The organism is Streptomyces sp. NPDC048275, from assembly GCF_040652275.1.
Taxonomy (GTDB): Bacteria; Actinomycetota; Actinomycetes; order Streptomycetales; family Streptomycetaceae; genus Streptomyces.
Map to the genome: position 1 here is coordinate 198300 of NZ_JBEZLR010000004.1, position 11318 is coordinate 209617.

The 11318-nt window shown below is 70.7% G+C and carries 9 protein-coding genes and 1 pseudogene; 9 read left to right on the forward strand and 1 reads right to left on the reverse strand.

All coding sequences use genetic code 11. The features are described from left to right. Positions 1-11: 11 nt before the first annotated feature. The 5 genes from sucB (at position 12) to AB0D57_RS04885 (ending at position 7556) form a co-directional block, all read left to right on the forward strand. Positions 12-1829, forward strand: coding sequence for a 2-oxoglutarate dehydrogenase, E2 component, dihydrolipoamide succinyltransferase (gene sucB, locus AB0D57_RS04865; protein ID WP_362067039.1), 1818 nt, complete (start codon positions 12-14; stop codon positions 1827-1829). 284 nt (positions 1830-2113) lie between these two features. Beyond that, a complete protein-coding gene (locus AB0D57_RS04870) occupies positions 2114-2737 on the forward strand; it encodes a GntR family transcriptional regulator (protein WP_362067041.1) in 624 nt (207 codons plus the stop codon). A 296-nt stretch (positions 2738-3033) separates the two neighbouring features. Continuing rightward, on the forward strand, positions 3034-5736 hold the full coding sequence (gene aceE, locus AB0D57_RS04875; protein ID WP_362067043.1) for a pyruvate dehydrogenase (acetyl-transferring), homodimeric type: 2703 nt from the start codon (positions 3034-3036) through the stop codon (positions 5734-5736). Between the two features lie 83 nt (positions 5737-5819). Further along, a complete protein-coding gene (locus tag AB0D57_RS04880) occupies positions 5820-6809 on the forward strand; it encodes a WYL domain-containing protein (RefSeq protein WP_362067045.1) in 990 nt (329 codons plus the stop codon). A gap of 225 nt (positions 6810-7034) precedes the next feature. Continuing rightward, on the forward strand, positions 7035-7556 hold the full coding sequence (locus AB0D57_RS04885; protein ID WP_362067047.1) for a DUF4240 domain-containing protein: 522 nt from the start codon (positions 7035-7037) through the stop codon (positions 7554-7556). Here the strand turns inward: AB0D57_RS04885 and AB0D57_RS04890 are convergent. Beyond that, the gene (locus AB0D57_RS04890) at positions 7523-7744 is read right to left on the reverse strand and encodes a hypothetical protein (RefSeq protein WP_362067049.1); all 222 of its coding nucleotides are present in this window, start codon (positions 7742-7744) and stop codon (positions 7523-7525) included. The two genes, AB0D57_RS04885 and AB0D57_RS04890, sit on opposite strands and share 34 nt — an antisense overlap. Positions 7745-7866: 122 nt before the next feature. On the opposite strand from AB0D57_RS04890, the gene AB0D57_RS04895 reads away from it, so the two are divergent. The 4 genes and pseudogenes from AB0D57_RS04895 to AB0D57_RS04910 form a co-directional block, all read left to right on the forward strand. Continuing rightward, positions 7867-8703 (forward strand): helix-turn-helix domain-containing protein, encoded by an 837-nt coding sequence (locus AB0D57_RS04895; RefSeq protein WP_362067051.1) that lies wholly within the window; start codon positions 7867-7869, stop codon positions 8701-8703. An 82-nt stretch (positions 8704-8785) separates the two neighbouring features. After that, complete coding sequence (locus AB0D57_RS04900; protein ID WP_362067053.1) at positions 8786-9256, forward strand: cupin domain-containing protein; 471 nt, start codon at positions 8786-8788, stop codon at positions 9254-9256. Next, positions 9253-10122 (forward strand): GDSL-type esterase/lipase family protein, encoded by an 870-nt coding sequence (locus AB0D57_RS04905; RefSeq protein ID WP_362067055.1) that lies wholly within the window; start codon positions 9253-9255, stop codon positions 10120-10122. Before AB0D57_RS04900 ends, AB0D57_RS04905 begins: the two co-directional genes overlap by 4 nt. 513 nt (positions 10123-10635) lie before the next feature. Then, a pseudogene (locus AB0D57_RS04910) lies at positions 10636-11318 on the forward strand (IS200/IS605 family accessory protein TnpB-related protein); the annotation flags it as partial.

An 11318-nucleotide genomic window follows, 5' to 3' on the forward strand; every position in this document is an offset into this window, starting at 1 on the left:
CAACAGAAACCATGCCGGTTTCCGTAACCCTTCCGGCGCTCGGTGAGAGCGTCACCGAGGGCACTGTCACCCGCTGGCTGAAGGCCGAGGGCGAGCGCGTAGAGGCCGACGAGCCGCTGCTGGAGGTGTCGACCGACAAGGTCGACACCGAGATCCCCTCCCCCGCCGCCGGTGTGCTCGCCTCCATCAAGGTCGCCGAGGACGAGACGGTCGAGGTCGGCGCCGAGCTCGCCGTCATCGACGACGGCACGGGCGCGCCCGTCGCCGCCCCGGCTCCGGCCGCCGAGCCCGTGGCCGCTGTGGCCGCTCCGGCCGCTCCGGCCCCGGTCGCCGAGGCCCCCGCGGCTCCGGCCGCGCCGGCCGCCCCGGCCGCCCCGGCCCCCGCCCCCGCCGCTCCGGCCGGTGGCGCCACCGGTACCGACGTCGTGCTGCCCGCACTGGGCGAGTCGGTCACCGAGGGCACCGTCACCCGCTGGCTGAAGGAGGTCGGCGAGGAGGTCGCGGAGGACGAGCCGCTGCTCGAGGTCTCCACGGACAAGGTCGACACCGAGATCCCGTCGCCGGTCGCCGGCGTCCTGCTGGAGATCGTGGTCGGCGAGGACGAGACCGCGGAGGTCGGCGCGAAGCTGGCCGTCGTCGGCGCCCCGGGCGCGGCTCCGGCCGCTGCCCCGGCTCCCGCTGCCGCCGCCCCGGCCCCGGCCGCCCCCGCGGCTCCCGCTCCGGCGCCCGCGCCGGTGGCTCCCGCCGCTCCGGCTCCGGCCCCCGCTGCTCCGGCCGCCCCGGCCGCCGCCGCCCCGGCTCCGGTCCAGCCCGCGGCCCCGGTCGCCCCGGCCGCTCCGGTCGCGCCCGCCCCCGTCGCCCCGGCCCCCGTCGCCGCGCAGGCCACCGACGAGGGCGCGTACGTGACCCCGCTGGTGCGCAAGCTCGCCGCCGAGAGCGGCGTCGACCTGGGCACCGTCAAGGGAACCGGCGTCGGCGGCCGTATCCGCAAGCAGGACGTCCTCGCCGCCGCCGAGGCCGCGAAGGCCGCCGCTGCCGCTCCGGCTCCGGCCGCTGTGACTGCCGGAGGCCATGCCGCCAAGAAGGCCCCGGTCCTGGAGGTCTCCCCGCTGCGCGGCCAGACCGTCAAGATGCCCCGCATCCGCAAGGTCATCGGCGACAACATGGTGAAGGCCCTGCACGAGCAGGCCCAGCTGTCCTCGGTCGTCGAGGTCGACGTCACCCGCCTGATGAAGCTCCGCGGGAAGGCGAAGGACTCCTTCGCGGCCCGCGAGGGCGTCAAGCTCTCCCCGATGCCGTTCTTCGTGAAGGCGGCGGCCCAGGCGCTGAAGGCCCACCCGGCCGTCAACGCCCGGATCAACGTCGAAGAGGGCACGATCACCTACTTCGACACCGAGAACATCGGTATCGCGGTGGACTCCGAGAAGGGCCTGATGACCCCGGTCATCAAGCACGCGGGCGACCTGAACATCGCCGGTATCGCCAAGGCCACCGCCGAGCTGGCGGGCAAGGTCCGGGCCAACAAGATCACTCCGGACGAGCTGTCCGGCGCGACCTTCACCATCTCCAACACCGGCTCGCGCGGCGCGCTCTTCGACACGATCATCGTGCCGCCGAACCAGGTCGCGATCCTGGGCATCGGCGCCACGGTCAAGCGTCCGGCCGTCATCGAGACGGAGGAGGGTACGGTCATCGGCGTCCGCGACATGACGTACCTGACGCTGTCCTACGACCACCGTCTGGTGGACGGCGCCGACGCGGCCCGTTACCTGACCTCGGTCAAGGCGATCCTGGAGGCGGGCGAGTTCGAGGTCGAGCTCGGCCTGTAAGCCAGACTGTCGTACGACGGCGCCCCCGCCCGGAGCTTTCCGGGCGGGGGCGCCGCGTTTGCTTTCAGCGGAGCCACACCGTTCCTCGGCAGTGGCGGAGCCCGCTCACACCCGGTACGGGTCTTTACAGCCGCGGCCGCTCTGACAGCGTGTAAGTCTCGTCTCACCTGCGCGAAAGCGCCCCCGTGCGCCTCTCCCAGGCAGGGACGCGGCCTTATTGTCTAAACGTCAAACGCCCTCGGGTACCGCCCGTCGCCCGACAGCGCCCTCCCAAAGGAGCCTTCATGACCGCGCCCGTCGTCCACTCGCTGCGCGAACAGATCCGCGAGCACATCGTGGAGGGGATCGTCAGCGGGCGCTGGAAGCCGGGCGAGCGGATCGTGGAGCGCCGGATCGCGACCGAGCTGGAGGTCAGCCAGACCCCGGTGCGGGAGGCGCTGCGCGAGCTGGAGTCGCTGCGGCTGATCGAGTCGGCGCCCAACAAGGGCGTACGGGTGCGCAACCTGACGGCCGCCGACCTGGAGGAGAGCTATCCGGTACGAGCCGGTCTTGAGGCCATCGCGGCCGAGCTGGCGGCCGAGCGGCTCGCCCAGGACTGCTCGGCCCTGGAACCGCACGTCACGGCGCTGTACGAGGCCGACCGGCTGGCGGACGGGACCGGCCAGGTGCGCCACACCGTCGCCTTCCACCGCGAACTCGTCCGCGCCGCGGGCAACTCCGTCCTCCTGCACACCTGGGAGGGCCTGGGCATCGAGGTCTTCACGGCCCTGTCGATCCGCTGGCTGGGCACGGTCCAGCAGTCGTACGCCGAGGAGCACGAGGCGCTCGTGGACGCCTTCCGGCGCCGGGATCCGCTGATCGCCGAGCTGGTCAAGGCGCATGTGCTGGGCTGCGCGCCGCGGCCGTGACACCGCCCCGTGACCCTGTGAGCACGGATGCGCTCACCTGCGCTCACCTGCGGAAACTCTGCGATTTTCCTGCGATTTCAAGGCACCCGGTGCCTGCGGGAGAGGCACCCCGTGCCGACTTTCTCGCGATCAAGAGGTTTTGCCCCTCAAGCCTTTGATCGATCATCGATCAGGGAGTTACAGTCACCAGCGGGCTTCCACCAAAGCCCGCCGCCCTGTCCTGCCAAAGACCAAGGGCACCCCCGAAAACCCCTTGCCGATGAGGGAACCCCCCTCCGCATCCGGAAGGCGGCGCAATGACCGACCCCACCGCAATCCAGCCGAGCGAGCTCGATCAGCTCCCGGACCGCGACCCCGAGGAGACCGCCGAATGGCAGTCCTCTCTGGACGCCGTCACCAAGGCGGCCGGGCCGCACCGTGCCGCGTACCTGATGCGCCGCACACTGGAGCGCGCCGAGGGCAACGGCCTCGCGCTGCCCAAGCTGCTGGAGACCGACTACGTCAACACCATCCCCACCGCCGCCGAGCCCGTCGTGGACGGCGACGAGGCGATGGAGGCCCGGATCACCGCGTGGAACCGCTGGAACGCGGCCGCGATGGTGACCCGGGGCGCGAAACACGGCGTGGGCGGCCACATCGCCACCTTCGCCTCCGCCGCCTGGCTCTACGAGACCGGCTTCAACCACTTCTTCAAGGGCAAGGAGGGTGACGGGTCCGGCGACCAGCTCTACATCCAGGGCCACGCCTCCCCCGGCATCTACGCCCGCGCCTTCCTCGACGGCCGGCTGACCGAGCAGCACCTCGACAACTTCCGTCAGGAGGCCGGCGGCAACGGCCTGCCCTCCTACCCGCACCCACGGCGCCTGCCCTGGCTGTGGGAGTTCCCGACGGTGTCGATGGGCCTCGGCCCGCTCTCCGCCATCTACCAGGCCCGCTTCAACCGCTATCTCACCAGCCGCGGCATCAAGGACGTCTCCCAGTCCCACGTGTGGGCGTTCCTCGGCGACGGCGAGATGGACGAGCCGGAGTCGACGGCGGCACTCGCACTGGCCTCCCGCGAGGGTCTGGACAACCTGACCTTCGTCATCAACTGCAACCTGCAGCGCCTCGACGGCCCGGTCCGCGCCAACTTCAAGATCGTGCAGGAGCTGGAGGCCCAGTTCCGCGGCGCCGGCTGGAACGTCGTCAAGTCCCTGTGGGGTACGGCGTGGGACGAGCTGTTCCAGCTCGACACCACCGGCGCGCTCGTCCGTCGCCTCCGCGAGGTCCCGGACGCCCAGGTGCAGACGTACCAGACCCGCGACGCCGCCTACATCCGCCAGGACTTCTTCGGCAAGGACCCCGCGCTCGTCGAGCTGGCGAAGCTGCTGAGCGATGACAAGATCCTCGAGTGCTTCCACCTCTCCCGCGGTGGTCACGAGTCCCGCAAGGTGTACGCCGCCTACCGCGCCGCCCTGGCCCACAAGGGCGCGCCGACGGTGATCCTGGCGCAGACGGTCAAGGGCTTCACACTCGGCACGGGCTTCGCGTCCAAGAACGCCAACCACCAGATGAAGAAGCTGTCGACGGACGAGTTCAAGCACATGCGTGACCTGCTCGAACTGCCCATCTCCGACAGCCAGTTCGTCGACGGCGTGGTCCCTTACGGCCACCCGGGCGCCGACTCCCCCGAGGTCCGCTACCTCCAGGAGCGCCGCGCGGCCCTCGGCGGTCCGGCCCCGGCCCGCCGTACGCACGCCCTCGCTCCGCTGCCGGCCCCCGCCGACAAGACGTTCGCGGCCTTCGACAAGGGCTCCGGCACGCAGAACATGGCGACGACGATGGCGTTCGTCCGTCTCCTGAAGGACCTGGTCCGCGACAAGCAGACCGGCAAGCGCTGGGTGCCGATCGTCCCCGACGAGGCACGCACCTTCGGCATGGAGAGCCTCTTCCCGTCCCTGGGCATCTACTCGCCCAAGGGCCAGACGTACGAGCCGGTCGACCGCGACCAGCTGATGTACTACAAGGAGGCCAAGGACGGCCAGATCCTCAACGAGGGGATCACCGAGGCCGGCTCCATGGCGGACTTCATCGCCGCGTCCACCGCGTACGCCACGCACGGCGAAGCGATGATCCCCTTCTACATCTTCTACTCGATGTTCGGCTGGCAGCGCACGGCCGACCAGATGTGGCAGCTCGGCGACCAGCTCGGCCGCGGCTTCCTGGTCGGCGCCACGGCCGGCCGTACGACGCTGACGGGTGAGGGTCTGCAGCACGCGGACGGCCACTCCCCGGTCATCGCCGCGACCAACCCGGCGGCACTGTCGTACGACCCGGCGTTCGCCTACGAGATCGCGACGATCGTCAAGGACGGTCTGCGTCGTATGTACGGCGAGGCGGCCCCGGGCGAGGACCCGAACGTCTTCTACTACCTGACGGTCTACAACGAGCCGATGCCGCAGCCCGCCAAGCCGGCCGGCCTCGGTATCGACGAGGGAATCGTCAAGGGCCTGTACCGCTTCAACACGGCGGAGTCGGCGGGCCTGTCCCCGGCCGCGAACGCGCCGCGCATCCAGCTGCTGGGCTCCGGCACGGCGATCCACTGGACCCTGCAGGCGCAGCAGCTGCTCGCCGAGGAGTGGGGCGTGGCCGCCGACGTGTGGTCCGCGACCTCCTGGACGGAGCTCCGCCGCGACGCGCTGGAGGCCGACGCGGCCCTGCTGCGCGGCGAGGAGCGGGTGCCGTTCGTCCGCCAGGCGCTGCATGGCGCCGAGGGCCCGGTGCTCGCGGTCTCCGACTACATGCGCCAGGTCCCGGACCAGATCGCGCAGTGGGTCGAGCAGGACTACTCCTCGCTCGGTGCCGACGGCTTCGGTCTGTCCGACACCCGTGAGGCGGCCCGCCGTCACTTCGGCGTCGACGCGCAGTCGATCGTCGTCGCGGCACTGGCGCAGCTCGCGCGCCGCGGTGAGGTCAAGGCCTCGGCGGTCAAGGAGGCGCGGGAGCGCTACGGGCTGTAGGCAGGCAGTACGGCTTTGAGGTGAAGGGGCGCGGCGACTGCCGCGCCCCTTCGCTGTCAGTGGGGCCCGGCATCATGAGACGTATGCGCGCTGCCCGCCTGATCAAGATGGTGCTGCTGCTCCAGTCTCGGCCGTCGATGACCGCCGCCGAGCTGGCGCGGGAGCTCGAGGTGTCCGAGCGGACGATCACCCGGGACGCGCAGGCGCTGTCGGAGGCGGGGATTCCGGTGTACGCGGACCGGGGGCGGGCCGGCGGCTATCGGCTGATCGACGGCTATCGGACCCGCCTGACGGGGCTGGCGCGAAGCGAGGCGGAGGCACTGTTTCTGAGCGGGGTGCCGGGGGCGCTGCGCGAGATGGGCCTGGCGGACACGGCGTCGGCAGCTCGCCTGAAGGTGTCCGCGGCCCTCCTGCCCTCCCTGCGGGACGCCTCGCGGACGGCGGCGCAGCGGTTCCATCTGGACGCGCCCGCCTGGTTCGACGAGCCCGGGACGCCCGAGCTGCTGCCCGCGGTTGCGGACGCGGTGTGGGACGACCGGCGGATCACCGCGCGCTATCGGCGCGGCGACGCGGATGTGGAGCGGGAGCTGGAGCCGTACGGACTCGTGCTGAAGGCGGGTGTCTGGTACCTCTGCGCGCGGGTGCCCGAGCCGGGGGCCGACGGGGCCTCCCGGATATACCGCGTCTACCGGATCGACCGGTTCACGAAGGTGGCCGCCGCTGCGGAGCGTTTCACCCGGGAGGAGGGGTTCGACCTGCCCGGGTTCTGGACGGAGCGGGCCGAGCGGTTCGCGCGGTCCATCCTGCGGGCGGAGGTCGTCGTACGGCTGTCGCCCGAGGGCGTGCGAAGACTTCCGTACGTCGTCGATCCCGCGTCCGCGAGGGAGGCGCTGGGCGGGTGCGGTGCACCCGACGCGCGGGGCCGGGTGACCGTCACCCTCGCCGTCGAGTCCGAGGAGGTCGCCCATACGCAGCTGACGGGACTGGGGCCGGAGGTGGAGGTGCTGGCCCCGGCGGCGTTGCGTGCGCGTTTCGCGGCGGACGCGGCTCGGCTGGCGGCGCTGTACGGGTGACCTGCGGACCAGTGACCTCCGGACCGCTGATCTCCGAACCGGTGACCTCCGGACCGGTGACCTCCGGACCGCTGATCTCCGGACCGGTGACCCGGACCGCTGATCTCCGAACCGGTGGCCTCCGAAAAGGCCCCGCATATGGCGGTTTTACCGTCGGCATGTGCGCGCATAACAATCTGCGGCACTCCGCGTGCGTCCCTCCCCTTCAGGCCCGATGCTGGACCCGTGATGGACGAGACGGAGTTCTGGGAGTTGGTGGACACGACCCGCGAGGCCGTCGAGGGCGACCCCGAGGATCACGCCGACCTGCTCGTCGACCGGCTCGTCCAGTTGGACCCGGACGAGGTTCTCGACTTCGCCCGTCACTTCGAGGCCCGCTACAACCGCGCGTACCGCTGGGATCTGTGGGGCGCGGCGTGGGTGCTGCTCGACGGGGCGAGCGACGACGCGTTCGACTTCTTCCGGTGCTGGCTGATCGGCCAGGGGCGGGAGGTGTTCGAGGGCGCGGTGCACGACCCCGACTCGCTCGCCGACCTGCTCCTCGACTTCGACGAAGACCTCGACGGCGATGGCGAGGAGCTGGGGTACGCCGCGGACGAGGCGTACGAGCAGCTCACCGGCGTCGTCGCACCCGATCTGGGGATTCCGCCGGCGCCTCCCGAGCCCGAGGGCGTCCCGCTCGACTTCGAGAACGAGTCCGTCCTCGCGGAGCGCTATCCCAAGCTGTGGGAGCGCTTCAGGGATTGAGGTGCGGTGACGGCGTGCGGAGGCAGTGCCTCGTACTGGTGGTACGGGGGTGCCGCGTTCGCCCGGTCCAGCGCCGAGGCCGTGACCGCGGTCGGCCCTATCACGACCGTCACGACGGCGCAGGCCACGGTCCACGGGCTGTGCAGGGCGTTGACCCAACGGGCCGTCTTCTTCGTCTTGTTGCTCATAGACCGACCGGCAATGGGAGGGCGGGAGGTGCCGGTAAGAACCGCGTCACCAGCCGCAAACGGCGGTGATCAGTCCTTGGATGGTGATCTTCCTGGGCTGGGCGGCTCGTACACTGACGAAAATGGAGGACCACACGGCCACCGGGATCGGTGCACGTCCGGCGCCCGTCTTGCGGCAGTACGTCGACTCGTATGTCGGCTTCGACCTCCGCGGGCTCCCGACGGGGGTGCACTGCGGCCCGCCGAGCCGCGCGCTCACTGCGGTGATCAGCTTGTCAGATCCTTTGGAGGTGGCGGCGGGCGTTGACGACGGGTCACCGGTCACCCGATTCGGCAGCGTGGCCGGCGGTCTGATGTGCCGGTCCGTCGCGATTCACCACGACGGACGCCAGCAAGGTGTTCAGGTATCGCTGACACCGCTCGGGGCCCGGGCCATCTACGGCATGCCCGCCGCCGAGCTCGCCCACCGACTGGTCCCACTTGACGAGCTTCTCGGAGCGCTTGCCGTCGAGCTGGTCGACCGGCTCCGATCGGCGACAACATGGGCGGCGCGGTTCACCGCGCTGGACGAATTGCTCCTCCGAGCTGTCGGCCGTGGCGCCTGCGGCGACCATGTGCGTTGGGTGCGCCCCGAGGTAGCCGAGGCGTGGCGCCGCCTCGTCGCCGCGCGGGGTTGCGTCCAGGTTGGTGCGGTCGCCGCGGAACTCGGCTGGAGCCGTCGGTACCTCACCGAGCGGTTTCGCGGTGAGGTGGGCCTGTCGCCGAAGACCTTCGCCCGAGTCTTGCGCTTCGAGCACGCGCACGAACTGGCGGCGGCGCAGGACCCGCTCCCGTGGGGCGATGTGGCAGCCGTCTCTGGCTATGCCGACCAGGCCCATCTCGTTCGGGACTGGCGCCAGTTCACGGGCCGATCGCCGACGGCCTGGCGTCGCAGCGAAGTCCTCCTCGGAGCCGGGTAGCCGCCAACCGTCTGCCCTTCGCGTCGGCTTCTCTTCCCTTTTCTTCAAGACCGCCCGATCGCTGTCGTGGACGATCGTCGGCATGAGACTCGTCAACCACGAACGCAATGCCATGGACCTGCGGACCACCCCCGTGCACCTCGGACTGGGATCGAGAGCGAAACCCGTCGAGGGTTTCACCTGGGACCCGGAGGTGCTCCAGGCCTACAGCGCCGCGGTCGCGGCAGATGGCGCCGAGGGCCGGATGGTGATGATCTTCGACGGCGACGGGCTCGGCGACCATTGGGAGAGCCACCCTGCAGGCGACGAACTGGTCGTTTGCCTCAGCGGGTCCGTGACGGTCACCCGCGACGTGGACGGGGTGCCCGACCACGTTCTGCTCGGGCCGGGCGAGGCCACCATCAACCCGGCCGGGGTATGGCACGTGGTCGACATGGAGGGGCCGACGTCCGTCCTGGCCATCACTGCGACCCTCGGCACCGACCACCGTACTCGGACCGACACCCGCCCGACCGAACGCGTCGGCACGCCCAGCCCGGAGGAAGCGCCGTGACGACACGCATCGCGTGCCTCGGCGACAGCCTCACCCGCGCGCAGTTCAGCGTCGACTACCTGGATCTTCTCGGACGACGCCACCCTCCCGGTGACGTGCAGCTTGCCCGTTTCGGCGCCAACGGCGACTTCGCCTACAACCTCTTGCAGCGCCTCGATGCTGTCGTCACGAACCCACCCGATGTGATCACCGTGTTGATCGGGACCAACGACGCCCGAGCGAGCCTTGCCGGCTACCCCGTCGAGCAGGCCATGAAGCGCAAACAGCTCCCCGATCACCCGTCGGCCGGCTGGTTCCAACAGTGCCTGGGAGCCGTCGTCGCACGGCTGCGAGCGGAGACCGACGCGACGATCGGTCTGCTGTCGACGATCGGCATCGAGCGGCGGCCGGCGCCGCCGGACCGCACCAAGGCTCTCGCGGAGAACCAGATCGCTGCCCTGTGGCGAAGGCGACGGAGAGGCCCTGAACCATCACTCCGGTGGAGCAGGGGCCCCGCACGCTGGCGCCGTACCCGGCGTCCCAGATCGCACGATCACGTTAACCCGGACGGCCTAGGACGCCGCAAGCCCGGAAGCCGACCATCACACGATCGAGTTAAACCGCCCTCATACACGCTCCCCGGCAAGCAGCTGACGACCCCCGTCGGCGCACCCGACGACATCGAGGACCTGGACGGCTGGACGCTTCACCGGCTCCGGCACAGTGCCCTGACACACGACGCGGAGGACGGCACCTCCACCCCGATGCTGCTGGCCCGCTCCCGCCATGCCTCCGTCCGCTCCCTGGAGCGGTACGCCCGTCCCGGCGTCGACTCGGTCGCCAGGCACGTCGCCGAACGCGACCCCGCTGCACGCCGCCGCACCTAAATCCGAGCAGATCAGGGCTTCAAGATCATCCCGTTGCCCCTTTGGCGCGTATCTCTCAACCCCCGAGAAGGAGCGGGGTCTGGTGCGTGCGGCTGCAAGGCGGAGGAGGGAGTGATGGCGGAGCCATCACGACCGACGACAACGCGGCAGATGTGCGTGCCCAGCCCCGCGACGCCGCCCTCCCATTGCCGGTCGGTCTTGTGTTCCCCACCTCCGGTCGGTCTTACGAGGAAGAGGTTAGGGAGCGGGGATCTGCGGGTCCTTTGACTCGCCTGTGGGGTTGGGAACTGCTGTCGGTGTGTTGAGCAGGAGTGATTTCTGGTGAGTGTGGGTGAGCGCCGGGGCTGGATGTGGTTGTCCGTTGTATGCCGGGGCTTCTCTGTCCTGGGGTGTGTTCCGCCCTTGGTTCTTCGAGAGGGGAACTGGGGTTCTTGGGTCGAATGGGTGACCTTTGCAGGGGTTGCTCGTTGACTGTCGTGACGGGGGTCTTCGGCCGGTCGGGAGGGGGAACGGGTGGGCGGGCTGCGGGAGTTGGCGGCATCGTTCGTGGTGCCTGGTCCCGCCGGGGTGGCGGTCCGGGACCGGCTGCGGGTGTCGGTGGCGGATGCGTCGGTGCTGGCCGAGGCCGGGATGTTTCTGGGTTCGCTGGCTGCTGGTGATCTCGCGGAGCGGTCCCGTCAGGGGCTGGCGCATGATGCGGCGGGGTGGGCGGTGCGCAAGCGGGAGCTGACGGGGCGGTCGTCGGCGCGTTGGGCGGGCAGTATCACCAAGGCCACGCATGACCAGTGGGCGCTGGCCCGGCGCGGGCAGGTGGCGCATCGGGCCTGGCTGCGCGGGCAGATCTCGTCGATCGAGACGCGGCTGGCCCGGCCGCTGGGTGCCAAGGCGGACAAGCGCGAGGGGCTGGTGCGTGGGTATGCCTCGCGCGGTGAGTGGCATGCCAAGTCCCGCCGCCTGCAGACCTTGAAGGACCGCCTCGCGGTGGTGGAGGCGGACTGGGCGGCTGGCCGGGTGCGGGTGGTGCGCGGCGGCAAACGCCTCGCGAACACCCGCCACCACCTGGCGGCGGCCGGGCTGAGCGAGCAGGAGTGGCGGGAGCGGTGGCAGGCGGAGCGGATGTTCCTGGCCGCCGACGGGGAGTCCGGCAAACGCTTCGGCAACGAGACCATCCGCGTCACCGACACCGGCCGCCTCTC

What these genes read in the sequence shown, in the direction of transcription:
- AB0D57_RS04870 (WP_362067041.1), top strand. Translation starts at nt 2,114, where the DNA reads ATGACCGCGCCCGTCGTCCACTCGCTGCGCGAACAGATCCGCGAGCAC.
- AB0D57_RS04890 (WP_362067049.1), bottom strand. Translation starts at nt 7,744, where the DNA reads ATGAGCAACAAGACGAAGAAGACGGCCCGTTGGGTCAACGCCCTGCAC.
- aceE (WP_362067043.1), top strand. Translation starts at nt 3,034, where the DNA reads ATGACCGACCCCACCGCAATCCAGCCGAGCGAGCTCGATCAGCTCCCG.
- AB0D57_RS04900 (WP_362067053.1), top strand. Translation starts at nt 8,786, where the DNA reads ATGAGACTCGTCAACCACGAACGCAATGCCATGGACCTGCGGACCACC.
- AB0D57_RS04880 (WP_362067045.1), top strand. Translation starts at nt 5,820, where the DNA reads ATGCGCGCTGCCCGCCTGATCAAGATGGTGCTGCTGCTCCAGTCTCGG.
- AB0D57_RS04895 (WP_362067051.1), top strand. Translation starts at nt 7,867, where the DNA reads ATGGAGGACCACACGGCCACCGGGATCGGTGCACGTCCGGCGCCCGTC.
- sucB (WP_362067039.1), top strand. Translation starts at nt 12, where the DNA reads ATGCCGGTTTCCGTAACCCTTCCGGCGCTCGGTGAGAGCGTCACCGAG.